This is a genomic window from Pseudoalteromonas sp. Scap25 (assembly GCF_013394125.1).
Classification (GTDB): Bacteria; Pseudomonadota; Gammaproteobacteria; order Enterobacterales; family Alteromonadaceae; genus Pseudoalteromonas.
Genome location: NZ_CP041327.1, coordinates 2,572,247 through 2,599,015, shown reverse-complemented (window position 1 = coordinate 2,599,015; position 26,769 = coordinate 2,572,247). Strand labels below are relative to the sequence as shown.

23 protein-coding genes are annotated in these 26,769 nt (G+C 39.7%); 13 read left to right on the top strand and 10 right to left on the bottom strand.

What is annotated here, in order from left to right; all coding sequences use genetic code 11:
* Nucleotides 1–2 precede the first annotated feature (2 nt).
* Nucleotides 3–770 (top strand): TatD family hydrolase, encoded by a 768-nt coding sequence (locus tag FLM54_RS12070; RefSeq protein WP_138608772.1) that lies wholly within the window; start codon nt 3–5, stop codon nt 768–770.
* Here the strand turns inward: FLM54_RS12070 and FLM54_RS12065 are convergent.
* Entirely contained in the window at nt 737–1,357 is a 621-nt protein-coding gene (locus FLM54_RS12065) for an AhpA/YtjB family protein (protein WP_138608770.1), read from the bottom strand. The two genes, FLM54_RS12070 and FLM54_RS12065, sit on opposite strands and share 34 nt — an antisense overlap.
* Nucleotides 1,358–1,499: 142 nt before the next feature.
* On the opposite strand from FLM54_RS12065, the gene serB reads away from it, so the two are divergent.
* Nucleotides 1,500–2,525, top strand: a complete 1,026-nt coding sequence (gene serB, locus FLM54_RS12060) for a phosphoserine phosphatase SerB (protein ID WP_178956485.1) — start codon at nt 1,500–1,502, stop codon at nt 2,523–2,525.
* Here the strand turns inward: serB and FLM54_RS12055 are convergent.
* Entirely contained in the window at nt 2,522–5,002 is a 2,481-nt protein-coding gene (locus FLM54_RS12055) for a PilZ domain-containing protein (protein WP_178956484.1), read from the bottom strand. The two genes, serB and FLM54_RS12055, sit on opposite strands and share 4 nt — an antisense overlap.
* Before the next feature lie 555 nt (nt 5,003–5,557).
* On the opposite strand from FLM54_RS12055, the gene radA reads away from it, so the two are divergent.
* From radA to FLM54_RS12040, 3 genes are all read left to right on the top strand, one after another.
* On the top strand, nt 5,558–6,943 hold the full coding sequence (gene radA / locus FLM54_RS12050) for a DNA repair protein RadA (RefSeq protein ID WP_178956483.1): 1,386 nt from the start codon (nt 5,558–5,560) through the stop codon (nt 6,941–6,943).
* A gap of 71 nt (nt 6,944–7,014) precedes the next feature.
* A complete protein-coding gene (locus FLM54_RS12045; protein WP_138608762.1) occupies nt 7,015–7,947 on the top strand; it encodes a hypothetical protein in 933 nt (310 codons plus the stop codon).
* A 293-nt stretch (nt 7,948–8,240) separates the two neighbouring features.
* Nucleotides 8,241–11,564: a ligand-binding sensor domain-containing diguanylate cyclase gene (locus FLM54_RS12040; RefSeq protein ID WP_178956482.1), complete on the top strand. Its 3,324-nt coding sequence runs from the start codon at nt 8,241–8,243 to the stop codon at nt 11,562–11,564.
* Nucleotides 11,565–11,730: 166 nt separating this feature from the next.
* Here FLM54_RS12040 and serA read toward each other — a convergent pair whose 3' ends face one another.
* From serA to metK, 5 genes are all read right to left on the bottom strand, one after another.
* Nucleotides 11,731–12,960: a phosphoglycerate dehydrogenase gene (gene serA, locus FLM54_RS12035; protein ID WP_178956481.1), complete on the bottom strand. Its 1,230-nt coding sequence runs from the start codon at nt 12,958–12,960 to the stop codon at nt 11,731–11,733.
* Nucleotides 12,961–12,969: 9 nt separating this feature from the next.
* Nucleotides 12,970–13,623: a ribose-5-phosphate isomerase RpiA gene (gene rpiA / locus FLM54_RS12030; protein ID WP_138609384.1), complete on the bottom strand. Its 654-nt coding sequence runs from the start codon at nt 13,621–13,623 to the stop codon at nt 12,970–12,972.
* A gap of 52 nt (nt 13,624–13,675) precedes the next feature.
* Nucleotides 13,676–14,272 (bottom strand): 5-formyltetrahydrofolate cyclo-ligase, encoded by a 597-nt coding sequence (locus FLM54_RS12025; protein ID WP_178956480.1) that lies wholly within the window; start codon nt 14,270–14,272, stop codon nt 13,676–13,678.
* An 18-nt stretch (nt 14,273–14,290) separates the two neighbouring features.
* Nucleotides 14,291–14,836 carry a hypothetical protein gene (locus FLM54_RS12020; protein WP_075169738.1) on the bottom strand — a complete coding sequence of 182 codons (546 nt, stop codon included), beginning with the start codon at nt 14,834–14,836 and terminating at the stop codon, nt 14,291–14,293.
* Between the two features lie 139 nt (nt 14,837–14,975).
* A complete protein-coding gene (gene metK / locus FLM54_RS12015; protein ID WP_008110316.1) occupies nt 14,976–16,127 on the bottom strand; it encodes a methionine adenosyltransferase in 1,152 nt (383 codons plus the stop codon).
* 265 nt (nt 16,128–16,392) lie between these two features.
* Here metK and tkt point away from each other — a divergent pair, with 265 nt between their 5' ends.
* The 6 genes from tkt to FLM54_RS11985 all read left to right on the top strand — a co-directional run bounded on the left by tkt (nt 16,393) and on the right by FLM54_RS11985 (nt 22,924).
* Nucleotides 16,393–18,384: a transketolase gene (tkt, locus tag FLM54_RS12010; RefSeq protein WP_178956479.1), complete on the top strand. Its 1,992-nt coding sequence runs from the start codon at nt 16,393–16,395 to the stop codon at nt 18,382–18,384.
* A 435-nt stretch (nt 18,385–18,819) separates the two neighbouring features.
* Complete coding sequence (locus FLM54_RS12005; RefSeq protein WP_010387728.1) at nt 18,820–19,134, top strand: pyrimidine/purine nucleoside phosphorylase; 315 nt, start codon at nt 18,820–18,822, stop codon at nt 19,132–19,134.
* Between the two features lie 190 nt (nt 19,135–19,324).
* Nucleotides 19,325–19,681 (top strand): ribosome hibernation-promoting factor, HPF/YfiA family, encoded by a 357-nt coding sequence (hpf, locus tag FLM54_RS12000; RefSeq protein WP_008110321.1) that lies wholly within the window; start codon nt 19,325–19,327, stop codon nt 19,679–19,681.
* Nucleotides 19,682–19,823: 142 nt separating this feature from the next.
* A complete protein-coding gene (locus tag FLM54_RS11995) occupies nt 19,824–21,056 on the top strand; it encodes an NRAMP family divalent metal transporter (RefSeq protein ID WP_178956478.1) in 1,233 nt (410 codons plus the stop codon).
* Nucleotides 21,057–21,420: 364 nt separating this feature from the next.
* On the top strand, nt 21,421–22,344 hold the full coding sequence (locus FLM54_RS11990; RefSeq protein WP_178956477.1) for a hypothetical protein: 924 nt from the start codon (nt 21,421–21,423) through the stop codon (nt 22,342–22,344).
* A gap of 1 nt (nt 22,345) precedes the next feature.
* Nucleotides 22,346–22,924, top strand: a complete 579-nt coding sequence (locus FLM54_RS11985) for a hypothetical protein (RefSeq protein WP_178956476.1) — start codon at nt 22,346–22,348, stop codon at nt 22,922–22,924.
* Nucleotides 22,925–23,185: 261 nt separating this feature from the next.
* On the opposite strand, the gene FLM54_RS11980 is transcribed toward FLM54_RS11985, so the two are convergent.
* From FLM54_RS11980 to FLM54_RS11970, 3 genes are read right to left on the bottom strand one after another with little or no spacing between them, the layout of a single operon-like run.
* Nucleotides 23,186–24,373, bottom strand: a complete 1,188-nt coding sequence (locus FLM54_RS11980; protein ID WP_178956475.1) for a VWA domain-containing protein — start codon at nt 24,371–24,373, stop codon at nt 23,186–23,188.
* A gap of 1 nt (nt 24,374) precedes the next feature.
* Complete coding sequence (locus tag FLM54_RS11975; RefSeq protein WP_008464234.1) at nt 24,375–25,223, bottom strand: AAA family ATPase; 849 nt, start codon at nt 25,221–25,223, stop codon at nt 24,375–24,377.
* 54 nt (nt 25,224–25,277) lie between these two features.
* The gene (locus tag FLM54_RS11970; RefSeq protein ID WP_178956474.1) at nt 25,278–25,502 is read right to left on the bottom strand and encodes a DUF1653 domain-containing protein; all 225 of its coding nucleotides are present in this window, start codon (nt 25,500–25,502) and stop codon (nt 25,278–25,280) included.
* 61 nt (nt 25,503–25,563) lie between these two features.
* Between FLM54_RS11970 and FLM54_RS11965 the strand changes: the two genes are divergently transcribed.
* Entirely contained in the window at nt 25,564–26,043 is a 480-nt protein-coding gene (locus tag FLM54_RS11965; protein WP_178956473.1) for a DUF2947 domain-containing protein, read from the top strand.
* A 75-nt stretch (nt 26,044–26,118) separates the two neighbouring features.
* A complete protein-coding gene (locus FLM54_RS11960) occupies nt 26,119–26,751 on the top strand; it encodes a hypothetical protein (protein ID WP_178956472.1) in 633 nt (210 codons plus the stop codon).
* Nucleotides 26,752–26,769 lie beyond the last annotated feature (18 nt).

The window sequence follows — 26,769 nt, the reverse complement described above, 5'->3', positions numbered from 1 at the left end:
TTTTGCAATTTATAGACTCACACTGTCATCTCGATTTTAGTGAGTTTGATACAAATCGGGAATCGCTTATTAATGCCTGTGTAGCAAAGGGCATTAATCAATTTATTGTGCCAGGCATTAGCTTGGCGCAGTCTCAAAAACTACTCGAGTTTAAAGCAACCTACCCACAAATTAGAATAGCTGCAGGGCTACATCCTTATTTTTTAGAGCAACATCAGCAATCGCACTTAGAATCACTGTATAACTTTGCTAAAACAAACAAAACTCAGCTTGTGGCTATTGGGGAATGCGGGCTAGATCGCAGTATCGAAAACCTTGAAAAACAAACCTTTCTGTTTGAGCAACAAATAGCGCTTGCTAATGAGCTAGAGTTACCGCTGATTGTGCATCACAGACAAAGCCATGATTTAATAGCGCAATCGTTTAAGCGTTGTAAACCTAAGAATGGCGGTGTGATCCATGCTTTTTCAGGCTCAATACAACAAGCACAGTATTATATAAAAATGGGCTTTAAGCTTGGAGTGGGTGGGGTTATCACCTATGAGCGGGCTGCTAAAACTCGTGCGGTTGTAGCAAAGCTTGAGTCACAGCATTTAGTGCTGGAAACTGACTCACCTTCAATGCCGCTAAATGGTTATCAGGGAGAAATAAATACCCCATTGCATATTCCTAAGGTGTTTGATGCGCTCTATGCTTTAAAGTCAAATAGCGATAAATATCGATTAGCTGAGCAGCTTTATGATTCGTGCTCTGACGTTTTTTGTATATAACGATTTACTTGCCAGCGTTTTAACCCTCGGCCTAATTGCCAAGTAAAAATACAAGCAATCACTAGCATAAGTAATACTTGGCGGCCTAAATCGTGAAAATGATTATGGCTTGAAGATACCGCAGCACGCGTTAAATAGGTAATAGATACAAAGCCAATAGGGCGATTGTCGTCAGAAATAACTTGTTCAACAAACGGTGTTTTTAACTTACTAATGCCAGGCGATGAGTCTGGTAGTAAGCCATATACATGATGTGATTGCCAATTATCGCTGCTTGCAAGCACTACACCTTGTTTATCATAAATGGTGGCTGAAAGAACAAACTCATCTTTACTGATATTGTTGCACAAGGTGGTGAGCTGCGATTTGTTTTTCTCTATCAGCGGGTTTTTGGCATTCAGTGCCATAAACTGAGTGAGTGACTTGGCTGCACTATCAGCACTATCATATAGTAGTTGATGGCTTTGAAAGCTACTGTTTATTCCTACCCAGCTTAATAATACAAAGCAGCCAGCGGCCAATAATAAACGAATTAGACGCTTTTTTTGCGAGGCTGTAAGTGGATTTTTAAGATGGTTATTTTTCATAGTCACCGTTTATGCTGCTGACAGCATTTTGATTTGATGTTACAACTACACTATAACCCTAAATCCCCCCTGATGGCGAATTTTGTATCTCATATCCTTATTATCAATGAGCTAAATGTCAGGAAATATAAACGGAGATCCCATGTCGAACGCGAACATGGCACAGCAAAGCGCTGAGCTATTATCATCATCACTTATTCTTAATAAATGGTTTAGCTACCAACAAGGTGTTTTTACACCACTAAATACAACACCAAACAGAAACCACGGGTTATTTAGTATTGCCTTTGGCGGTGATTTTAATATTCAGCATATTAATAGCATTATTGAGTTCTTTGCGGCTCACCAGCAAAAAGTAACGGCTATTTGTCAATATCAGCCAGATTTAGGGTTATCTCCGGCATTATGTTTTTATATAGAAAATGCAGAGCGTGTAATAAATCCACTTGAACTTCAAACTTTTGCAAATACCTTGGCGTGTCAGTTAGTGCAAGTAACCTGTCCCCCTGATTTACAAAAACCTGGGTTATTAGTAATGGATATGGATTCAACAGCCATTACTATTGAGTGTATTGATGAAATTGCACGCTTGGCGAATGTATATGACGAGGTTGCCAGCGTGACCGCGCAGGCAATGGCAGGCAAGCTTGATTTTAGTGAAAGCTTATATCAGCGTGTTGCTAAGCTTGAAGGCATTGAAAAGAGTTTAATTGATGAGCTTAAAAGTACACTGCCTTTAATGCCCGGTATTAAAGCGTTATGCCAAATTTTAAAACACCATGATTGGTATTTAGCGATTGCATCGGGCGGTTTTGTGCCGTTTGCTGAGCGAGTACAGGAGCTGATTAATTTAGATGAAGTGCATGCCAATGTGCTTGAATTTAAAGACGATAAACTAACAGGTAAAGTGTTAGGTGGGATTGTTGATGCTGAGCAAAAAGCGGTTGTTTTAAACTCGCTACAACAAAAGCTGGGGCTTGAAAAATGCCAAACGGTTGCCATTGGCGATGGCGCAAACGATTTAAAAATGATGGCTCAAGCTGGCTTAGGCGTTGCTGTACATGGTAAACCAAAAGTAGTTGAGCAAGCCCAAGCAGCTATTTGCCAAGGCTCGTTATTGCAACTGTTATATATGCTGGCGGTTCCGCTAAACACATCAAAGGTTTAACGTAAACGATTTAACCAGATGAGCTTTCGTCTAGACATTTGCTCAACCTGTTGTTGGTTGAGCGCTAAATGCTCAAGCGCTTCATCACTGACATCAATAATATCGCCAACACCTGATACAGACCACAAAGCATCCTCTAAGTCTTTGGCCTTGTGAATTGCGTATTGGCTGACGTATTTTAGCTCGTTTGCTAGGTAGTCAGTATCGAGTCGACCAGTGCGTGAAATATATAAACGCATTATAAAAATCAGCTCAGATTTAAGCCCTTTTCTTACTTGCTGTTTAAACTCGCTGCAGTCAGTACCTAAAACACATTGGCTGGTAATAGCATCCGCTATATTATCTTTTTTAGGATCAAAGTTAATTATTAAACTAAACTCTAATGGCGGATCTTGGCGGGTACGCTCTTTAATATTAGGGGTGATCACATCAATAATATGCGCTTTAGTAATAATATCCGATAAGTCTGTTTTAGCATTTAATAAGGAAAAATTTTGCAAAATAATATGCAGTGGGCTTGGATATAAACCAAATCCCATAGCGCCAATTTCAAAATGCGCCATTGATTTATGTAAATAAATCGGAAACTGGCAAAGCGTTTTGGTTACCATATTTCTAAGTGCTGTAGAAAGCCCGGGTACTTTAGGTGATTCTTCTGCTACTTTTAATTTTTGTTTATTGCTACTTATTAAAAGAGTAAAAAAATCGACCCCAGTATGAGATGAGCCTTTATCTACATACGCTTTCAAATTAATGGTAGTCAGCGATTTACTCACAGCCATTACTTCATATTGAATAAGATTTAATGAATAGTTTTTAGTAATTTTTTGCAAATCAGGAAATGATAACGAAACAATATCGCCTTTTTTAAAGTTCACTTCTTGATTGCACTCTAGCTGTAAGCCAAATATTGAAAAATCACGGGTATGCCCATGTAATACCGCATCACGAGTATTAATCACAACATTAGTTTTGTATAAATAGCGTTTATTAGAGCGAAGATTTACATACTCTAGAGGCACAGTATTAAGTTCCGGTGGCGATGCGTGCTTACTGTGGCCAAAATATTTCAATTTATTGGCTAAGGCTTTATCAAATTCATATTGTTGATAATGTTGTTGTTCATGCTCATTACCAACTTGGGTAAGTAGCATTAAATACTTAACGTCTTTTATTGCGCCTTCAACACGTGGTGAAGGTGGTTTATTTAGTTTTTCAATATCTTTGCCTAAAGAGTTAGGTAAAGATAAAGGAATATAAGCATCTTCAGTATGACTCGGCATTAGTTGTAATTTAAAGCAGCGCCAACTGTCTCTTCGGCTACCAAAACCAAAAAATAACGCTTTTAATTTTGCTTGTTGCTCAAGCTCTGAGCGAGTGGCTGAGTAATAATAAATTTTTCCTGCAGAGACATGGGTAAAGGTATACAAATACTCTTCTTTTACTGCAATCGGTTTTAGCGCCAAGGTACGAATACGCTTATGATTTAACACATTGTAAAGGCATGATTTTTTGCGTTCATCAGTAAAATAACGCTGAATAAATAAACTGTTTTCAGTAGTTAAGCTCAGGCTAGGATAATAAACGCCGTTTTGCTGGCTAATAAAAACATATAAAGAATTAACCCTAGGTATATAATATTGTTCATACCCTTTAGAAATAACTGCATCGAGGGTGTTATCTAAATTCACTTTATAACGGCGTTTATTGCCATGAATAAAGCTTTCTAAAAAACGATCAAACGCGCTGTTATTTTCTTCAAATGTACGCTTCAAGCGGATATGATTAAATTCTTCTGAGGTGTTTTCTATTGCAACGACTTCATATTTAACGCCACTTTTGAGGCCAAGCTGAAAATCTTGCTCTAAGCCTACTAGGTGCATATTTATAAGCTGACCTTTTTTTAAGCGATAGCGCGACGCTAACTTAATTTTACAGCCACTGATTGAAATATCAGAGGTACTTGCATCGATTTTTGCTTGTCCGTCATACTCAATAGTAATTTTAATTGAGTAATTCATCCGCTCTTCACTGCGATTTTCATAAGCTGCAAATTTAATTACATCGGTAGACAATTCGCGCGATGATTCAATTTCTTTAGGTGGGGTAGTCGTTGATTTTTGTTGTAATACGCGATAATTATTTTCGGTATTCATTACCGCTTCGTATACTGCAAGAGTGTAATCTTTATGTTGTTTTATAGCCGCTTCAAATACTTCAATAGCGGTGTCATCCATAAAGTGCTGCTTGCCTTTGTATTCATAAGGTTTTACTTGACCAGTGACTAAACTACGCAGATCAATAAAACGGTCTATCGGCTGAGATAAACGCGACATTTCCATTTTTATTAAAAACTGCTCGGGTTTAGTTAACTCGGCGGTTTTTGTCTTGAAAATGAGATCAAATTTAGGATTTCCTAAATACTGTTTTAATTCATCTACAAGCGCTTCATGCTTAAGCAATACGTCATCAGCCATTTATAAATCGTCACCGTCTAATTTAAAAAGTAGGTATACTGTTACAATTCTTTATTAGAATATTTAATAAATCGAATCTCGCAAAGCCGCCAAATGCGGCCATAATACTATGCGTAACTATACTTTGTTTTTAACCTGAACTCCGGATAATAAATCCATCTCAAGCAGCTATTTTCAGCGCTAACTGCGTTGAGTTTACTTGCAATAGGCTAGCTATTGACGCGTAATTTCGCCTTGTTTTCACTAAAAATCTCTAGCTAGAGAAAAATAAGCACAAATATCTATTTTGACTCAATATGTTAGTAAATATCTTAACCAGAGTTCAGGTTATTTATTGTTATTCTCTAATAGCCAATTAATTGGCAAGGGTTAATTAGTTTTTTAAAGCAAGAAACATGCCCTAAAGTAGGTTAAGTGAAACTACATTAGCATACTGTGAGTGTGATACTAAATGCGCTGATCCACAAGACGTTGTTGCTAAGGTAGAGCCAGCAATGGCAAAATAAGCGCTTAACACTGTGTATTTCAAAATAAAGAATAGTAGGTAAGGTTTAAATGGCTAAAGCGGCAAGAGTAGAGTTTGTTTGTACAGAATGTGGCATGAACTATCAACGCTGGCAAGGTCAGTGTCGCTGTGGCGCGTGGAACACTTTAGCAGAGTTTAAACCCTCTGCAGGGCAAAACAAAAAGGTAGCTGCTCGTGCAAGTGTAGGTGGCTATGCAGGCGGCATTGGTGGTGGTTCTAAAAAGATTAATGATGTAGCCACTGCAGAGGCTGAAAAACAGCTTACCGAAATTGGTGAACTAGATCGTGTGCTAAGTGGCGGTGTAACCACCGGCTCAGTTAATATTATTTCTGGCGATCCTGGGGCGGGTAAAACAACGCTGCTATCTGATTTAGTGGCAAGAATGTCTCAGCGTATGCCATCACTTTACTGTACTGCTGAGGAGTCCCTGTCGCAGTTTAAAAACAGGGTTAACCGGTTAAAGCTTAATTACAACGAAGATGAACTTTATTTACTGTCTGAGACCAGTGTTGAAACTATTATTGAAGAGCTTGATAAAAACAAAATTAAATTTGCCGTTATTGACTCCATTCAAGCAGTTGTTACCGATACCGCAAATGGTAGCCCTGGTTCGCCTTCTCAGGTGAAAAGTGCTGCTCAGGCATTAACACAGTACTGTAAGCAAAACGACGTGACTATGTTTATTATTGCTCACGTAAATAAGAATAATGAAATAGCCGGCCCGCAAACTCTAGTACATATAGTTGATGCACTGTTACATATTGATACCAACGATGGTCAAGTGCGCACCCTACGCGCTAATAAAAATCGCTTTGGTGATATAGATACTGTCGGTATTTTTAAAATGTGTGAACGCGGAATGCTCAGTGTTGATAACCCCAGTGAAATTTTCTTATCGGGTTCAACCACCGAGTCACCAGGGTCGACGATTACCTGTATTCGTAAGGGAAATCGTAATTTACTACTTGAAATTCAGTGTTTAACCACAGAAACCGAGGCAGAGTTTCCACAGCGAGTATGTGTTGGTTTAAATATGAATCGGATTAAAATGCTTACCGGTATTTTACGTAAGCACACTAAAACCAAAATATTCCACGATACGTTTTTTAATATTGTCGGTGGTTTAAAAATTGATGAATCAGAAACCTGTATTGACTTAGCGCTTGTTACTGCACTTTTGAGTAGTTTAAACGAATTCGTTGTTCCACGAACCACCTGTATTATGGGAGAGTTAAGTTTAAATGGTGATGTACGCCCAATCGACAGTGGTGTGCCCCGTGTTAAAGAAGCGGCGCAACATGGGTTTACTGAAATATTTATCCCATTTCGTAATTACCATAAATCCATGGAAGGGCTAGGTGCTAAAATAACGCCAGTTAAAACAGTGCACGAGCTACTTAGCTTAATAAATTAACGCTTACAGCGACTGCCGAGCAATGTTACTCTTTAGAGTAATACCGCTTATATACAGAATAAGGAAATAACATGAAGAAATTAGTGATTACAGCCGCGATTATTGCTGCAGGTGTGGGTGGCGTAAGCTATGCAAACTATGTAGCAACCCAAGAGGTACGCGCTGAGGTTGATAAGCAGTTGGCTTTGGTTAGCGAGCAAACAGGTGCAAGCTTTAACTATGCAGAGCTATCGGCGAGTGTTATTTCAAATAGTGTTGCTATTAGCAATATAGAAGTGACTAGCCCTGAGGGTAAAAATATTGCCACAGTTGAGCATGTGGAAGTAACAGGTTACGAAACCGATAAAATATCGCCACATACTGCTTTTACACTAAAGAATTTCCAATTTGATGAAGGTTTTGTCGCTACACTGCCAGCAGATACAAATACACAACTTGCCTCGGCCAGTTATGATTTACACTCATCATTAGATTACGATGAACAATCTGGAAACAGCGATATAGTTGTTAAACTACACGCCAACGATATTGCCAGCATTGATATGAATATGGGACTGGCTAATTCTAAAGCGCTTATGGATGCTTCACTAGAAATAAGCAAAGCTCAGCAAACAGCAGGTGATACCCCGCTTACTTATGAGCAAGAGTTACAACAGCAAACACTTATTATGCAAGCAATGAGCAAGTTAGAGCCACGTACTTTGAGTGTAATGCTCGATAATCAAGGTGAGTTAAGTACCTTGCTAGAAAGTGAGCTAGCCAAACAAGGTATGACACTAGAGCAAATGCAAATGATGCTGGCTCAACAGTTACAACAAGCGCCGGTAACCGAAGAAATAGCACAAGCATTAACTGACTTTGCTAAAGGCCTAAATTCGCTTAGTGTCTCGGCTAAACTACCGGAAGGTAAAACCATGATGGAAGTAAATCAGCAGCTAATGATATTAGCAGGGCAACCTGAAGAGCTGGTTAAGTTTATAAACTTAGAAGTTAAAGGCAAATAAGCACTAGTTATTAACCAGACTTTACATGTTAAATAATGAAAGCGTGAGTTTAGCTCGCGCTTTTTTGTGTCTTTATTAATTAAATATTATATATATTTGTAAAGTAACCTACTATTTTAAATGAAAGGTGATTGCTTGGATTCTGCTAAGGGACATGGGCTTGACGCTGCAGCTTTGCCTGCTTATTTTCTTCGCCTACTAAGTTACCAACTCGTAGCGTGATAAAGTCTCCCCTCGGTGAAACAAGTTTTAATTCTGAAATACAACAGCCCCTGGTAATTGGAGTTTTCTGTTTGAGTAAAAAAATAAAGTATTTGTGCATAATGTGGCTTGTTATTGTGTTTTCGATCCCATCTGTATTAGCTGCAGGTCCTGCTGTGCGTTTTGAGCGCTTATCAATAGAAAATGGGTTACCACAAAGCAGTGCAAAAGCGATTTTACAAGATCAGCAAGGGTTTTTATGGATCGGAACTGAGGAAGGCCTTGCGCGTTACGATGGTTATGAGTTTAAGGTCTTTAAAAAACAGAAAGATGATTTGTATTCGTTATCAAATAACTATATTAAGGTAATTACTCAAGGTAAAGACGGTGAATTATGGATAGGCACACGAGGAGGTGGTATTAACCGTTTTGATCCTACTACTGAGCGGTTTATCCGTTATATGCATGATCCAAACGATGCAAATAGTTTAAGCGATAACTCAGTGCACGCTATTACCCAAGACTCGCAAGGCAATATATGGATTGGAACAGATAAAGGTGGCCTGAATCGGTTTAACCCCAGTACCAAAAAGTTTACTCATTATCGCCATCAAGCTGATACTAAAAATAGTATTAGCGATGACGCGATTAGTGTTATAACTTCGGATGATAACGGCTCACTTTGGATAGGAACATGGAATGGGGGCCTTAACCATTTCAGTCCAAAAACAGGACTGTTTAGCCATTATAGTCATCAGCCTAATCAAATAAATAGTCTTAGCAATAATACTATTAGTGCCATTCATATAGATGATTTAGATAACTTGTGGATAGGAACACGTGGTAGCGGTTTAAGTTATTTTAATTTAGTAGAAAAAAAGTTTACCCATTATAAATATCAATCAAATAACGACAACAGTTTAAGTGATAACAATGTCGATGCAATTACGCCCGATAAACAAGGTAATCTATGGCTAGCTACGCTAGGTGGTGGGCTTAATTATTTTAATATTACCAAGAAACAATTTACTCATTATCGTTATGATGCAACAAATCCTAATAGTTTAAGCAACGATATTGTTAGAGCAATTATTTACGATCAGCATGATAACTTGTGGGTAGGAATGGACGGCGGAGGTCTCAATCGTTCAAATTCAATTGCTAGGCAGTTTACCCATTACAACCACCAAAGAACAGACCCTTACAGCCTTAGCCATAATATGATCAGAGCAATTACCCAAGACCGTGAGGGGTCATTATGGATAGGTACATGGGGAGGTGGGCTTAATAAATTTAATTCAGCTTCTGAGAAGTTTACTCATTATCGACATGATGACACCAGCAGCAACAGTTTAAACGACGATCGTATTTACGCAATAACCCAAGATAAGCAAGGCTATTTGTGGCTTGGGGCCGATCAAGGAGGGTTAAGTCGTTTTGATCCTTCAACAGAGAAATTTAAGCACTTCCGCCATGATCCAAGTAATATAAATAGTGTTCGTGGAGAAGCTATTAGTGTAATAACAGAAGATCGCGATGGATATTTATGGTTAGGCTCATGGCAAGGATTGAGTCGTTTTAATCCTCTTACAGAGCAGTTTGTTCACTACAATCATGATCCAAATAATAGTAATAGTTTAAATGATGATACCATCCGAGTGATCACCGAGGATCGTCGTGGTCACCTTTGGTTAGGTACATGGAAAGGAATTAATCATTTTAATCCTGATACACAAACGTTTACTCACTTCACTCATCAAGATACTAACCCTCGAAGCTTAAGTCATAATACCGTCTACGCAATCAAAGAAGACCATTTAGGTAATATTTGGGTAGGGACAGCCAGTGGTTTAAATTTACTTGATAAGGCAACGGGAAGTTTCACTCATTATTTTGAAGAAGATGGCTTAGCAAATAATGTCATTTACCGAATTGAAGAAGATAATACTGGTATTTGGCTGAGCACTAACCAAGGACTCTCGCACTTAAATACTAAAACAAAACGCTTTAAAAATTATAACGTTAGCGACGGCTTGCAGAGCAATGAATTTAATGCAGATGCCTCATTTAAAAGTAAAACGGGCGAGTTGTTTTTTGGTGGTATTAACGGGTTTAATCGTTTTTATCCAAATGATATTAAAATTGATAGTCGACCTCCAAAGGTGGTTTTTACTGATATGTTGCTGTCGAATAAGTCGGTACCAGTAGGTGAAGTTAAACGTAAAACGGCTACCCAAACAGAGATTGTGAATAACATTAGATCTGGATATAGCCTCGAAAAAGCAATTCACAGTACTTCTGAAATAACGTTAACTCATAAGCAAAACTTAGTTACTTTTGAGTTTAGTGGTCTGTATTTTTCTAATTCGAAAAAAAACCAATATGCATTTCAAATGGCTGGTTTAGATAACGAGTGGATAAAAACGGATTATAAAAACCGTCGTGCAACTTATACTAATTTACCTACTGGGGAGTATATTTTACGTGTTAAAGCGAGTAATCCTTATGGGGTTTGGAATGAAACTGCTACAGCATTAAAAATCAAAGTGCTACCGCCACCCTGGTTGTCGTGGTGGGCTTACACCGGTTATGTAGTCTTAGTTGTGTTGGCTATTTGGTTATTTGTGCGCGCGCAATATAAAAAAGTGCACTTTATTAAAAAAGTAAACGAGCAACTAGAGCTTAAAGTGGCAGAGCGTACTTTAGGGTTACAACAAGCGAATGCAGAGTTAGTAAAGTTAAGTGTTATCGACGAATTAACCGGACTCTACAATAGACGATTTTTAGCCAATAACTTACTTGCTGATATAGAGCTGGTCAATCGTAAATACTTTGAACACAGCGAGCAAAAAACACTAGCAACTATTAAAGATGCCGATCTAATTTTTTTCCTTATTGATATTGATCACTTTAAGCGAGTTAACGATGTTTATGGCCATACTGCCGGAGATGCCGTATTAATGCAGATAAAGGACGTTTTAAAGCAGATATTTAGAGAGTTAGATTATTGTGTTAGATGGGGCGGAGAGGAGTTTTTAGTCGTTGCACGTTTTTCAGAACGTAATAATGCCGCTGAATTAGCCGAAAGACTTAGAGCGGCTATAGAAAAACACGCTTTTAAAATTAGTGATAGCGAAACGATTAATAAAACCTGCTCTATTGGGTTTGCAAGCTACCCATTTCTACCCAATAGGCCTCAAGCATTGAGTTGGGAGCGGGTCGTTGACATTGCTGATCATTGTTTATATGCCGCTAAGAACTCCAATCGAAATGCATGGATAGGGTTGGATAATATAAGTTGCGAGGCGGACGGTTTATTTGCCCAGATTACAGAGAACACAACTGCATTAATTGAGACTAATCATCTGCAAGTAAAAAGCTCATTAAGCAAAAATATACAAATAAAGTGGCAGTAAATAAAAGCCGTACTTGATTATTCAAGTACGGCTTTTATTATTTTAGCTGATAGCTGATAGCTGATAGCTGATAGCTGATAGCTGATAGCTGATAGCTGATAGCTGATAGCTGATAGCTGATAGCTGATAGCTGATAGCTGATAGCTGATAGCTGATAGCTGATTATTTAGTGAAGAATACGAGCTCTAATTGTGCCCTCAACGGCACTAAGTTCTTTTAGTGCTACTTCAGATTGAACGGTATCTACGTCAATAACCACGTAACCAATCGCTTCATCCGTTTGTAAGTACTGTGCGGCAATATTAATACCGTGCTGAGCAAACGCTTGGTTAATTTGCGTTAGCACGCCAGGGCGGTTGTGATGCACGTGTAGCAAGCGGCTACGGTTGGCAAGTTCAGGCAATGATACTTCAGGGAAGTTAACTGCAGTAATGGTTGAGCCATTATCTGAGTACTTAGCGAGTTTACCTGCTACTTCAATACCAATGTTTTCCTGTGCTTCTTGAGTAGAACCCCCAATGTGCGGCGTTAAAATAACGTTGTCGAATTCACGTAGTGGCGAAATAAACTCTTCATCGTTTGATTTAGGCTCAACTGGGAATACATCAATGGCTGCACCGCTAAGTTTCTTCTCTGTTAGTGCTTCAGCTAGGGCGTTAATGTCAACCACAGTACCGCGAGAAGCATTAATTAAAATAGACCCTTGCTTCATCACGGCAAGCTCTGCTGTACCAATTAGGTTTTTAGTTTGCGGTGTCTCTGGAACATGTAAGCTAATAATATCAGCGCGTTGCAACAGCTGCGTTAAGTTATGTACTTGTGTAGCATTACCTAAAGATAGTTTGTCTTCAATGTCGTAATACTCCACGTTCATACCAATATTTTCAGCCATAATACCTAACTGAGTTCCAATGTGACCGTAACCAATAATACCTAAGGTTTTGCCGCGTGCTTCAAACGAGCCATTAGCTGTTTTTAACCAGCCGCCACGATGGGCAGCGGCATTACGCTGTGGAATACCACGTAATAACAGCAATATTTCACCAAGTACAAGCTCAGCTACAGAGCGAGTATTTGAAAACGGTGCATTAAATACCGCAATACCACGCTCACGCGCTGCGTTTAAATCTACTTGGTTTGTGCCAATACAAAAACAACCTACAGCAACTAGCTTTTCAGCTGCGTTTAATACAGATTCGTTAATATGAGTACGAGAACGAAGCCCTACAAAGTGCACATCTTTAATGCGCTCTATAAGTTCGTCCTCTGGCAACGATGTTTTAACGTAGTCGATATTGCTATAACCGTTACGTTTTAGCGTTTCAACAGCGCTTTGGTGAACACCTTCAAGCAAGAGAATTTTAATTTTGTCTTTTGCTAACGATACCTTACTCATAACCATATCCTATTTAATTTGTGGCCCATTTTTAGTGCCGATAATTACTTTATCAGCACCGCGCTCTGCAAATAGGCCGTTGGTGACTACGCCAACAATTTGATTTATTTGTGTTTCAAGCTGTTTAGCATGGGTAATTTTTAAATTATGTACATCTAAAATAACGTTGCCGTTATCGGTTACTACACCTTGGCGATAAACTGGGTCACCACCTAGTTTTAATAATTCACGGGCAACGTAGCTACGTGCCATCGGAATAACTTCAACCGGAAGAGGGAAGTCTCCTAAGGTATCGACTAGTTTTGTATCATCAACAATACATACAAACTGTTTTGCTACAGCTGCCACTATTTTTTCGCGGGTAAGCGCCGCACCGCCGCCTTTGATCATTTCATTTAAGGCGTTAATTTCATCTGCGCCATCAACGTATACATCAAGTGCTGCTACATCGTTAAGCTCAAACACTTCTATGCCAAGCTCTTTTAAGCGCGCTGTAGATGCTTCTGAACTTGATACTGCACCAACGATGGTGTCTTTAACTGTGCCTAGGGCATCAATAAAGTGATTAACGGTTGAGCCTGTACCTACACCTACTATGGTGTTTTCTTTTACAAACTCGAGTGCAGCCCACGCAGCTGCTTTTTTTAATTCATCTTGTGTCATTGTTGTCTGCTCATTGGTGTCAAAATAGGCTGTTAGTTTACAAGGTTAGTTGTTACCAACAGTAGATTTTATCGGGTGTTATGATCGTTTTTAGTGGTACATCCCACGATTCAATCGGTAACTCATCGACTTGTTGGCACGCATGTGCGAGGCCAATAAGTTGCGGTTGTTGCCAGTGTTGTTCGTATAAACGTGCCAATGTTCTATCGTAAAACCCACCTCCCATTCCAAGGCGATTACCAAATTTATCAAATGCCACTAATGGCATTAGAACGTAATCAAGCTCAGGTAAGGGGCATATTTGAGAGCAGTTCAACTTAGGCTCCAAGATACCATAGCGATTTGCTCTCATGGGTGAGTTTTTTTCATAGCGTTGAAATAGTAAATTAGCCCCATTAAATGGATGAATTACGGGCAAGTAAATAGCCTGGTCAGTGTTCCATAATTCATTAATTAACAATGAGGTATCTAATTCTCCATCATTACTTAAATAAAGCGCGATATGACTTTTTTTGGCCGAATTTATGCTTTTTAAGTGTTGAATAAAATTCACTTTAAGCGATTCGGCGGCTAATTCTTGCTGTTTTTTTGATAGGTTATTACGTGCTTTACGAATATCGTGTCTTATTTGTGCGCGATTATTACTCATTAAATAGCTTAACCGTAATTAAAAAGAGAATAAATTAGGAAATAATAAGTACATAGCAAGTACAATAAGCAATATTACGGCTGTAGAAATCAGCGAATATAAAACAAGGTTGCCGCGTTTTTTGGGCTCAGTAGAGAGGGGCTCATCAAGCATTAAATCGTCATCTTCCCATACTTCATTGTTTTCATCAGGTAATGATAATTCAACTTCAGGGAGGCGTTGCTCAATATCTTCTAGTTTTTCTTCAAGGCGAATTAGGCTACTGGTAATGTAATCTAGGGCGTCAAATAAGCGCTGATCTCGCTGGCTGTCGTAAGCTGTTTGAGGTGCCGTTTGTGTAGCCGCAGCTTGCTGAAGTTTGCTTTTAATCCCCAGCGTTGAAAGTAACTTAGCTTGCTTGAGTGCTTTATCTTTGGGGCAAGGGGCAAATAACGGTTTGCCATCAAAAAAAGCAGCCACTTTTTCTGGCGAGGTTTTCAGCTTTTCTGTCAGTGCAGTGGTCACTGCTTGGCTGTCTGCACCTTCTGCAAGTCCTACAAATATAACACGAAAATTGTCGGCCATTTTTTATCCCTAATACGCTTTATTGTATAAGCAGAGTATATACCTAAAATGTTAAACAGTTCGAGACTGTTTTACGACTAACTTAGTACACATAGCAAAACGGCCCTAAAAAGGGCCGTTTAAATATTAGCTAAGTGGCTTATAGACCAGCTGCTGCGCGAAGTGCGTCTGCTTTATCTGTGCGTTCCCATGGGAATTCGTCACGACCAAAGTGGCCGTAAGCCGCTGTTGGAAGATAAATAGGGCGCTCAAGATCAAGCATTTGAATTAGACCGTAAGGGCGTAAGTCAAAGTGTTCACGAATAAGTTCAATTAAACGCGCTTCTTCTAATTTACCTGTGCCAAATGTTTCAACACTGATAGAAGTAGGCTCTGCAACACCAATAGCGTAAGACACTTGAAGTTCACACTTATCAGCAAGGCCTGCAGCAACAATGTTTTTAGCAACGTAACGTGCAGCATAAGCCGCTGAGCGGTCAACTTTTGATGGATCTTTACCAGAGAAAGCACCACCACCGTGACGAGCCATGCCACCGTATGTATCTACAATGATTTTACGACCAGTTAAACCACAGTCACCCATTGGGCCACCAATAACAAAACGACCCGTTGGGTTAATGAAAAATTTAGTTGCGCTAGTAATAAGCTCAGCAGGAAGTACTGGCTTAATAATTGTTTCCATTACCGCTTCTACTAAGTCATTTTGCGATACATCTTCGCTGTGCTGAGTAGAAAGTACAACGGCATCAATACCTACTGGCTTGCCATTTTCGTATGCAAATGTAACTTGTGATTTTGCATCTGGACGTAACCAGTTAAGCTCGCCGCTTTTACGAACTTCAGCTTGACGCTGCACTAAACGGTGAGAATAAGTAATTGGAGCAGGCATTAATACTTCAGTTTCGTTACATGCGTAACCAAACATTAAGCCTTGGTCGCCAGCGCCTTGCTCTTCAGGGCTTGTACGGTCAACACCTTGGTTAATGTCTGGAGACTGTTTACCAATAGTGTTTAAAATTGCACACGAATCGGCATCAAAGCCCATATCTGAGTGTGTGTAACCAATTTCACGTACTGTTTTACGTGTAATTTCTTCGATATCAACCCATGCGCTAGTAGTGATTTCACCACCAACCATAACCATACCGGTTTTAACGTAAGTTTCACACGCTACACGGGCATGAGAGTCTTGCTCTAGGATAGCATCAAGTACCGCATCAGAAATTTGATCGGCGATTTTATCCGGATGACCTTCAGAAACAGATTCAGAAGTAAATAAATGTTTTGCCATTGTAATTATGCTCACAAATATTGCGCTTCACAAACGTCGGTATTAGCGCTAAAAAATTAAGGCGCGTATTTTATCTAAAACAAGCGAACTTGCATAGTTTTTTTACGCCTAGACGTCTAAATAAAATATATAATAGTAAAAGGTTCTTAAAAAATATTCATAATGTCCTATTTTTATGGGTTTTTAATTGCACACAGCCCCTACAATAAGTAAGAATGGAGGTATATAAATACCCGCGCAAATACATATAAAGGTAGGAGAATTCATGCCATCTCGCAAAGAACTTGCAAATGCTATTCGCGTCTTGTCAATGGACGCAGTACAAAAGGCCAAATCTGGTCACCCTGGAGCCCCTATGGGCATGGCTGATATCGCAGAAGTATTATGGCGCGATTATCTAAAACATAACCCAACAAATCCAGAGTGGGCTGACCGAGATCGATTTATACTCTCAAATGGTCACGGTTCAATGCTAATTTATTCTCTATTGCATTTAAGTGGTTATGATTTACCACTGGACGAAATTAAAAACTTCCGCCAAATGCACTCTAAAACACCAGGCCACCCAGAATATGGATACGCGCCAGGAATTGAGACCACTACGGGTCCATTAGGTCAAGGGATCACAAATGCCGTAGGTATGGCAATTGCTGAAAAAGCATTAGCCGCTCAATTTAACCGTGAAGGCCATGACATTGTTGATCACCACACTTACGCATTTATGGGTGATGGTTGTTTAATGGAAGGTATTTCTCATGAAGCCTGTTCGCTTGCTGGCACATTAGGCCTAGGCAAGTTAGTGGCATTTTGGGATGACAACGGCATTTCAATCGACGGTGAAGTTGAAGGCTGGTTTAGCGATGACACACCAGCACGTTTTAAAGCATACGGCTGGCATGTAATTAGCGACGTTGATGGCCACAACAGCGATGCTGTAAGTGCTGCAATTAGCGAAGCAAAAAGCGTGACTGACAAACCAACGCTAATTTGTTGTAAAACAGTAATTGGATATGGCTCACCTAATAAATCAGGTAGCCACGATTGTCATGGCGCACCATTAGGTGATGACGAAATTAAAGCATCTCGCGAGTTCTTAGGTTGGACGGGTGATGCATTTGAAATCCCTGCTGACATTTATGCACAGTGGGATAACAAAGAAAAAGGCCAACAGCTTGAAGCAAGCTGGGATGAGAAATTTGCTGCCTACGAGCAAGCATTCCCAGAGCTAGCAGCTGAATACAAACGCCGTACAAATTCAGATTTACCCGCTGATTGGGCTGAAAAGTCACAAGCGTATATTGAGCAGTTACAAGCAAACCCAGCAAATCCAGCATCACGTAAAGCATCGCAAAATGCATTAAACGCATTTGGTCCGTTACTACCTGAGTTTATGGGTGGCTCTGCCGATTTAGCAGGTTCAAACTTAACAATTTGGGATGGCTCTAAAGGCTTAACGGCAGACGATGCAAGTGGTAACTACGTTTACTACGGTGTGCGTGAGTTTGGTATGTCGGCAATTATGAATGGTATTGCACTTCATAAAGGCTTTATTCCTTACGGTGCAACGTTCTTAATGTTTATGGAATACGCACGCAACGCGGTTCGTATGGCTGCATTAATGAAGCAACCAAGCATTTTTGTATACACGCACGATTCAATTGGTTTAGGTGAAGATGGTCCAACTCACCAACCTGTAGAGCAAATTGCCAGCATGCGTTTAACGCCTAACCTTTACAATTGGCGCCCATGTGACCAAGTTGAATCGGCAATTGCATGGCAACAAGCTATTGAACGTAAAGACGGTCCTACATCATTAATCTTTACTCGCCAAGGCTTAGAGCAACAAGCACGTGATGCACAGCAATTAAGCGACGTTAAAAAGGGTGGTTACATCCTAAGTTGTGACGGCAACCCAGAGCTTATTCTTATTGCTACCGGCTCTGAAGTACAACTAGCGCAAGACTCTGCGAAAGAGCTACGTGCGCAGGGTAAAAAGGTACGTGTTGTATCTATGCCGTGTACTGATGCGTTTGAAGATCAATCGCCTGAGTACAAAGAAAGCGTATTACCAGCAAGCGTTTCACGTCGCGTAGCGATTGAAGCGGGTATTGCTGATTACTGGTACAAGTACGTAGGTCTAAATGGCGCCGTAGTCGGTATGACCACCTTTGGCGAGTCGGCACCAGCTAACGAGCTATTTGAATTCTTCGGCTTCACCGTAGAAAACATCGTTAACAAAGCAAACGCATTGTTTTAAGCGACTGCTTTAACATAAAAAAGCCCGCGCTGTGTAAAACAGAGCGGGCTTTTTTATGAGTTGTACTTTTATCACTGCCTCTAAAGCGCAGTGTTTCTAGCCCTCTTTGTGCATAAATCATTAAAAATTTATTTGAACACAGAGAAGTAAATGAGAAGAAAATGAGGCAATACAAAACCTAAATTACAAAGTCAATTCTGCTGTTTGATCACTTCTCTAAAGCGTAGCGTCTCATAGTCCTCTTTGTGCACAAATCATTAAAAGACCTGTTCGAAAAGTTTAGCCCGTTGCTCGAAGCAAATTCCCCTATAAAGTCGTTCATTTTTAATCTTTTGGCTGCTAAGTGAGTAATTTTCACAGCACTTAACTTGCAAGGCTTTTGTGTATCAGGCACTGTGGAGGTAGCAAAATTATAAATTAATAACAGGAGTTAACATGCCAAAGTTCGATAACGTTAGTGTGGTTAAAAAAGCCAATGTATATTTTGATGGCAAAGTATCAAGCCGAACTGTGCTTTTAGGAAATGGTGAAGCGAAAACCTTGGGTTTTATGCAACCCGGTGAATTTGAGTTTAATACCAACCAAAAAGAGTGCATGGAATTACTTGCAGGGCAGTGGGATGTGTTATTACCAGGTGAAAGCGAGTGGAAAACATTTAATGCGGGTGAGTCATTTAATGTTGATGCTAATGTTAGCTTTCATGTAAAAGTAAGTGATTTTGCAGATTATTGTTGTTCATACACAGATTAATTACATAATTGGTTGAATTATCAGCACCTCTGAAAAGCCGCTATCACGCGGCTTTTTGCATACTTAATGCTAAATGAATGATCTAAATCAGGTGGGGTAATAAATAATTGCTAAATTTAGCTATTTTCTCTTGTGTTAATTCGTTTAGCCCCCAATACTAACTATGAGGTAACATAAAAAAGGATACCCTATGAAAATTAATCTTTCTGGTCACCATGTTGACGTTACTGATTCTATTAAAGAACACATTAACGAAAAGTTTTCTAAAATTGAGAGTCATTTTCCATCATTGATAGCGCTCGACATTATTCTTTCAAAAGAGCATCACAAGTTCCAAGCAGAAATTAGTACTAATTATGAAGGTGCGCGAATATCGGTTAAAGGGGAAAACGAGGTTATGTACCCAGCTATTTCCAGCGCAGCTAAAAAACTCGATGCCGCACTAAAGCATCGTAAAGGGCAAATAAAAGCGAACTTACATGAAAAGCCTGTAAGTACCACACCTGAAATAGCACATGAAATCATCCAAGAGATGGATTTAAATTAATAACTAACAATGTGTTATTTTTAAAAAGAGCCTAAGGGCTCTTTTTTATTGTCTGTAAATTAGGTAAGTTATGCATTCACACAGTTTATTAATGATTAAAATTAATAATAAAAGCACATAACACACCAAATTTGAGAAGTTAATGCAGTACACACAAAGCACATGGAAGTCTCGGTTAGGAGCGCTCGGCCCAGGTATTTTAATGGCTACCGCTGCCATTGGTGGCTCACACTTAGTTGCATCGACTCAAGCTGGCGCATTATTTGGCTGGCAGCTATTTTGGCTTATTGTGGTGGTTAACGTTTTAAAGTACCCGTTTTTTCGTTTTGGTATGGAATACACACTCGCTACTAAAAATAGTTTAGTCGAAGGGTATAAAAACCAAGGGCCTGGCTATTTTTACAGTTTTATTGCCCTCAATATTATTGCCGCGGTGGTAAATACCGCGGGCGTATTGTTGCTTACTGCGAGCTTATTACACTACGCATTACCTATTAGTATTCCCGTTACCTTATTGTGCTGGTTAATATCGGCTGTGTGTTTAATTATATTATTACTAGGGCACTTTAAAGCACTCGATAATGTTGCAAAAGCTATTATGGGGCTACTTACTATAGCAACCATAACAGCATTAATTATTGCTATAAATAACGGCCCTGTAGCGCCTGTAAACTATGTTGGTCCCTCACCGTATGAACTTGCCATGTTAGGCTTTATGGTTGCCTTAATGGGGTGGATGCCAGCGCCTATTGAAATTTCGGCTCTGAGCTCGTTGTGGCTTAAAGAAAAACAAACTCAGCAAAGTGTGACTAAAAGCCAAGGCTTATTCGATTTTAATGTAGGTTATTGGTTAACTGCCGGGCTTGCGCTGGTATTTTTTAGTTTAGGTGCGTTAGTGCAATATGGGCAAAGCAGTAATATAGAGCTTGGCGGTGTAGCCTTTGCTAAACAGCTGATTGATATGTATGCACTTACTATTGGCGAGTGGGCAAGGCCTTTGGTATCAGCCATCGCGTTTTTGTGTATGTTTGGCACCACACTCACCGTGCTTGACGGTTACGCCCGGACACTTAACGAATCGCATAAACTTCTAGGTTTTAAGCAATCAAAACACAGCTTAAATACGTGGCTTATATTACAAGCATTGGCCGGTATGGCGGTGATCTTATTTTTTAAATCAGCTCTTGGGCCCATGCTTACCTTTGCCATGACGCTTGCGTTTGTAACCACACCGGTTTTTGCATGGCTTAACTTCAGCCTAGTTCGCTCAGAGCCTGCGATTAAACACAGTCTACTTTTGCGTGGCTTAACCTGGTTAGGCTTGGTGTACTTGGTTGGTTTTGCTATGGCGTTTGTGGTTTGGAAGTTGATGTGATTTTACTGACATAACAGAGCTTTAAGCAACCTTTAAGGTATAAATTTAATGGAGGTTATAGGATTAATAATAGCTTTGGCTCTATTTGATAATATCCAATCTTAAAGCGCTCATGCTCGACTATATTTAATAAGGAGGATTAAAAACAATTATTCTGATTATGAAAAGAAGTGCCATGCTTCTTCTTTTAGTATTTTTATAAATTACAGTATCGGTATCTTTAGTTTAGGTTATTGTTGGTCTAAAGGTTAAGGGCGAAAATTGCTGGGGCAAGTTTTTTTAGGTACACTATTAAACGTTTTACTTTCATGGCTGTTTTAATTCAGTGGTGAAATATTAGGATTTATTTATAAGGAAATTTAACATGTCTGCACACGCTAGAAAAGCTATTCAACAATTACAAAGACAAAGACAAATTCAGGCCGCTATTGGCAAAAATGAATATACATTTGTACAAATGAATACAACTGAATTCTTTGACTTTATTATTAATGTAAAAAGATTGAATGGAATGAACCAGTTTCAAATCAGTGAGTGGATTGAGAGAATATTAGTTAAAGCAAATATTAATTCGGATACCATTAATAAGTATAAAGAGTCGGCTAAATTATATTCTGCGGCAGTTCCAGTTACATTAGATGTTGCAGCTCTTGGAGCTCTTGCTTTAGAAGTGAGTCGTAGTGGGAACGTTTTTTCTAAATATCAGATTAAGACTTATAATGGTAAGCCACATATTATATTTAAAGGTTATGCAGGTCTGAGAAAACACTTAACAGGTACCAAGTATTTGGCACATAATCCTAAAGTTGTTTCATTTGGAATTGGTAAATTGGGTGTTGAAAAAGCCATTAAAGGTGGTTTTGTTGTCACTATAATCATTTCAGCATTTTTTCACAGTATTGAGCAAATGATTAATGATAAAGCTACATGGCATGATTTTATTGGTGGTATGGCTGTAGATATAAGTATTGCTGCTGTATCGTCTGGAATTGCTTGGGGACTAATTTCAACTTATGTAGGCGGTACTGCCGCAATGCTCGCTATAGGCCCAATGGTAGCAGTAGTTATCATTGGTACTGTACTTACCCTTTTAACATATGCGTTTATTGATTCTGATGAAATGACTAAAAAAATGTCAAATAGCTTGCGAGTAATGGAAGAGAATATAAAAAATAGTGTGTCTCAGTTAAAATATGAATTAGATAGGGCTGAGCAAATGTACGATAACAATCCAATTGAGTTTATACACCGCTTATTTGGTATTCCTTACTCAGGAAGACGATACTAAAATGGCAAGTTCGGCTAATCAACTCTCACCTGTCAACCCTAAAAAGGGGTGGTTTTCTATAGGCGTTTTATGTTTAATCATTACTCTCTATGCCTACAGCTTTGAATTAGAAATTAGCACATTAAGTCTTATTGCTGAAAATGTAATTTCGTTAAAAATTAAACCTGTAGTAATTCCTTTGATAGTTATGATGCCCGCTTTTTTTGTACTCATCTACGGGATTTATCAAAGAATGTATGGTGATATATCAGAGAAATCGATGCGAAGGGGGCTGTTTGTTATTATAGGATGCTTCCCTCTATTTCTGATTACCTGGTGGATTTACAGCTGGCAACTTAGTGATAAGCTTGAAAGTGAAGGCTATTCCATTTGTCACTGGTATTCAGGAGCTTCACTAGGGGCTCCAAAAATTTGGCTTTCAGACCCAAGTTACTGCATTGAAGACGGTTATTTAGTAAGGATTGAATTACTTGAATGGCTAAAGCAGCAGCGGTTAAGTGGAAAAAAACCATCCATTGAAGTCTTCGAGAAGCAATTAGAACTCATGCTCAGTGAATACCATCAAAAATATGGTGTATGAACTACTTAAAATACATTAACTAAGTTCTTTTATCGCTTTACTTACCCCATCTAAACTAAGTGGGTACATGCGGTTGTTCATTAACGCGGTAAGTCGGGTTGTTTCTAATAAATTTATCTTTTTTGTCGGATGGCGTGGCTTCGCCACTTATCCGACCTACGTCAAAGGTAGGTTGGTTAAGCCGAAGGCGCCACCCAACAAAGTTATAGGTTCACGCCCGAAGCTCTGCTGCTAGCACTGAGCTGCCATAGATATTAACTATCAACTCAGCTCTTTTATCGCTCTACTTATCCCATCTAAACTCAGTGGGTACATGCGGTTATTCATTAGCTGCTTTATAAAATCAATTGATTGATAATACGGCCAGTGTTCAACGGGTTGTGGGTTGAGCCACGCGACTTTATCAAAGTGATTGGTGATTCGGTTTAACCATGCACTGCCGGGTTCTTCATTCCAATGCTCTACTGAGCCGCCAGGATAGGCAATTTCATACGGGCCCATAGTGGCATCACCAACAAATATAACTTTGTAGTCACTGGTGAACTTGTTGATCAGCGTCATGGTGTCAATAACGTTTGAGTGGCGGCGTTGGTTATCTTGCCACACGTGCTCGTATAAGCAGTTATGAAAGTAGTAAAATTCTAAGTGTTTAAATTCGCTGTGGGCGGCGCTAAATAACTCTTCACAGGTATGAATGTAGTCATCCATTGAACCGCCAATATCAAACAGCATCAATACTTTTACCGCGTTGTGGCGCTCGGGGGCCATTTTGACATCGAGCATGCCGCCTTGCTTGGCGGTCGCGCGAATAGTCTCGTTTAAATCAAGGGTGTCGCTTGCGCCAGTACGGGCAAATTTGCGGAGCTTTTTAAGCGCCAATTTTATAGTGCGTGAACCAATTTCACGGTCAGAATCTAGGTTACGGTATTCGCGCTTATCCCACACTTTTACTGCTTGGCGATTGCGGCTGCCGTCTTGACCAATGCGAACGCCCTCAGGGTTATAACCATATGCACCAAAAGGCGAGGTGCCGCCTGTACCTACCCACTTATTGCCGCCAGCATGGCGTTTTTGCTGTTCTTCTAAACGCTCTTTTAGGGTTTTCATTAGCTCTTCGAGCCCGCCCATGGCTTTTAGTTGGGCTTTTTCTTCATCGCTTAGGTGCTTTTCAAACTCTTTACGCAACCAATCTTCCGGTAAATTGTGTTGTTGTTTTAAGCTCTCGAGTAGGTCTAAGTCGGCAATACCGCTAAAGTAATCGCTAAAGGCTTTATCGAACCGGTCAAAATGGGTTTCGTCTTTTACCATAATAGTGCGTGCTAAATGATAAAACGCGTCTACATCAGCAAATATAACGCCTTGTTTTAAAGCGTTAATTAAATCGAGTAGTTCGCGCAGGCTCACAGGTAAGCGGTATTCTCGTAATTTGAAGAAAAATGCAATCAACATCTTAACGGCGACTCATAAACGCAAGTTTTTCGATTAGGCTTATGTCTTGCTCGTTTTTAAGCAGCGCACCAAACATCGGCATTAAGCCGCCTTTTTGCGCTTTGTCGTGCAGGGTTTTTGCGTCTATATCTTCAGCCATTAATAGTTTTAACCAATCAAGTAACTCGCTGGTGGATGGCTTCTTTTTAAGGCCGTTGGCTTCGCGTAAGTTAAAAAATACTTCTAATGCTTGGCGAACTAAATCTTGTTTAACATGCGGGTAGTGCACATCAATAATTTGCTGCATTTCGTCGCTATTTGGAAAATCAATATAATGGAAAAAACAGCGACGTAAAAACGCATCAGGCAGCTCTTTTTCATTGTTTGATGTGATGATCACAATAGGGCGCTCTTTAGCCACAATGCGCTCACCGGTTTCGTATACATGAAATTCCATTTTATCGAGTTCGAGTAGTAAATCGTTTGGAAACTCAATATCGGCTTTGTCTATTTCGTCAATAAGCAGTACTGGGCGTTTGCCGTTTAATTCAGCGTACATGAAGGCTTGCCACAGCTTACCTTTAACTATGTAGTTGCTAATATTGTGAACGCGCTCATCACCTAGCTGGCTGTCGCGCAAACGCGATACCGCATCGTACTCGTACAAACCTTGCTGCGCTTTAGTGGTTGATTTTATATGCCACTGAATAAGCTCAGTATCTAAACTTTTCGCTAACTCTTCGGCCAGCATGGTTTTACCTGTGCCAGGCTCGCCTTTAATTAAAAGCGGTTTTTGCAGCATAATAGCGGCGTTTACTGCCTGTTTTAATGCTGAGCTTGCGATGTAATTATCAGTAGAATTAAATTGCACGGGTTATCCTTTATCTGGTCTGAGCAGTAATTATTATGCGTTATAATGCCATAGTTAATCGGCTTCACCAAGGTAGGCAAAACGGGCGATAGTTTTACCGTCTTTTTCTACGGTTTCAGTAAACATACTTAGTGGGCGTGCCCATATGCCGTATTCACCGTATAAGGCTTGGTAAATAACCAACTGCTCGTTGGTTTCGCTGTGGGTCGCCACATGCATAACTTTATATTGTGGGCCTTTGTAGTGTCGATATAAACCCAGTTTTAGTGCTGTAGTCATAGTCTGTTATCTTGTATAATTTGCCTTCGCTTTTTATTATGCCAAAGAATACAGCAATACTATGAATTATATTTCTCTTGATGATTACAAAAAAGCCTGGGTATTTCGCCACAAAGATATTCCGGTTTCAGATATTGATGCAGCCAATATTAAACCAATGACCAGCGAGCGTGCCGCCGTACTGTGGACAACCATGGTGAGTCGTGAACATGATCATCCAGACTTTTTTGATAAAACCGATTGGTGCGCGCAAGAGCAAAACTTTAGCCAAGAAATTAATTGGGAAGATGCGTGGGAAAGCGAAGAACCGCAATTTCCAGAAGCTATTTTGAACCACTTAGATTGGCAGGCTAATACCACAGTGTATTTTTGCATGGCACGCGACAATATTATCGAAACGACATTTGATGTGTTTAAACGTAACTGGCAAAACTTTATGTTTTTATCTGATGGCAGCTTATTAATAGGTAAAAAGCGCAGTACTATGGTGCAATTTTTAGAATCAGGTATTGCAAAATTAGGTGAAAAGCCAAGCGCTTAAATTACTACAAGTGCTTAAAAACTGTGCATTACTGTGTTATAAAACAGTATTAAAATGTTTTTTTGAGTACAGCGATTGGTTGCTAAAAATAAGCAGTTTAACACAAGCCAGCAAGTTGAAATGTGGCAAACTGATGCAGAAAAAGTGCTTTACGCACAATTATGCAATGCTTTTTATCAGCGTGAAGTTCAGCGCTTAGTGGCTGAACCTAATGGTGACCGTTTACGCAGGCAATTAAAAAGTCTGCCTTATTATATTGAACGTGCCGCAACACGTGTAGCTAATGCACCATTGCCTTTTACGCTTGATGCGCAAAATGGAGGCTGGCTTGAAAAGCAAAAACCAACACCGCCAGAGGCTAATCCTTCAGCGAATGAACTTTTTTATCAAGCGCATGCCAAAGTAGGGCTAATAATTCCGGTATTATTACAAAGTCACGGTCAAATTCGGGTTAGAATAGACAGCATTGATCAAGTAGCTGATACGCAACTGCATTGTAATGAACTTGGCTGGTTTGATTTTTTAGGCCAAGGACTTGAGCAGCAAAGTGCGCAACTGCTTAAACCTAGTAAAACGAGCCTTGCAGCGGCGTGTTGTGGCCACCAGTGGCAGTTTTCAAAGCGTAGCACGCCACGGGTTTTGTCACTACGGGAAATGTTACTAGCTGCCAATATTAATTGGCGCAATGTTAAGCGGCCGCTAGCATAAGTAGATAATTAAAAATTA

What these genes read in the sequence shown, in the direction of transcription:
- FLM54_RS12065 (WP_138608770.1), bottom strand. Translation starts at nt 1,357, where the DNA reads ATGAAAAATAACCATCTTAAAAATCCACTTACAGCCTCGCAAAAAAAG.
- serB (WP_178956485.1), top strand. Translation starts at nt 1,500, where the DNA reads ATGTCGAACGCGAACATGGCACAGCAAAGCGCTGAGCTATTATCATCA.
- FLM54_RS12055 (WP_178956484.1), bottom strand. Translation starts at nt 5,002, where the DNA reads ATGGCTGATGACGTATTGCTTAAGCATGAAGCGCTTGTAGATGAATTA.
- radA (WP_178956483.1), top strand. Translation starts at nt 5,558, where the DNA reads ATGGCTAAAGCGGCAAGAGTAGAGTTTGTTTGTACAGAATGTGGCATG.
- FLM54_RS12045 (WP_138608762.1), top strand. Translation starts at nt 7,015, where the DNA reads ATGAAGAAATTAGTGATTACAGCCGCGATTATTGCTGCAGGTGTGGGT.
- serA (WP_178956481.1), bottom strand. Translation starts at nt 12,960, where the DNA reads ATGAGTAAGGTATCGTTAGCAAAAGACAAAATTAAAATTCTCTTGCTT.
- rpiA (WP_138609384.1), bottom strand. Translation starts at nt 13,623, where the DNA reads ATGACACAAGATGAATTAAAAAAAGCAGCTGCGTGGGCTGCACTCGAG.
- FLM54_RS12025 (WP_178956480.1), bottom strand. Translation starts at nt 14,272, where the DNA reads ATGAGTAATAATCGCGCACAAATAAGACACGATATTCGTAAAGCACGT.
- FLM54_RS12020 (WP_075169738.1), bottom strand. Translation starts at nt 14,836, where the DNA reads ATGGCCGACAATTTTCGTGTTATATTTGTAGGACTTGCAGAAGGTGCA.
- metK (WP_008110316.1), bottom strand. Translation starts at nt 16,127, where the DNA reads ATGGCAAAACATTTATTTACTTCTGAATCTGTTTCTGAAGGTCATCCG.
- tkt (WP_178956479.1), top strand. Translation starts at nt 16,393, where the DNA reads ATGCCATCTCGCAAAGAACTTGCAAATGCTATTCGCGTCTTGTCAATG.
- FLM54_RS12005 (WP_010387728.1), top strand. Translation starts at nt 18,820, where the DNA reads ATGCCAAAGTTCGATAACGTTAGTGTGGTTAAAAAAGCCAATGTATAT.
- hpf (WP_008110321.1), top strand. Translation starts at nt 19,325, where the DNA reads ATGAAAATTAATCTTTCTGGTCACCATGTTGACGTTACTGATTCTATT.
- FLM54_RS11995 (WP_178956478.1), top strand. Translation starts at nt 19,824, where the DNA reads ATGCAGTACACACAAAGCACATGGAAGTCTCGGTTAGGAGCGCTCGGC.
- FLM54_RS11990 (WP_178956477.1), top strand. Translation starts at nt 21,421, where the DNA reads ATGTCTGCACACGCTAGAAAAGCTATTCAACAATTACAAAGACAAAGA.
- FLM54_RS11985 (WP_178956476.1), top strand. Translation starts at nt 22,346, where the DNA reads ATGGCAAGTTCGGCTAATCAACTCTCACCTGTCAACCCTAAAAAGGGG.
- FLM54_RS11980 (WP_178956475.1), bottom strand. Translation starts at nt 24,373, where the DNA reads ATGTTGATTGCATTTTTCTTCAAATTACGAGAATACCGCTTACCTGTG.
- FLM54_RS11970 (WP_178956474.1), bottom strand. Translation starts at nt 25,502, where the DNA reads ATGACTACAGCACTAAAACTGGGTTTATATCGACACTACAAAGGCCCA.
- FLM54_RS11965 (WP_178956473.1), top strand. Translation starts at nt 25,564, where the DNA reads ATGAATTATATTTCTCTTGATGATTACAAAAAAGCCTGGGTATTTCGC.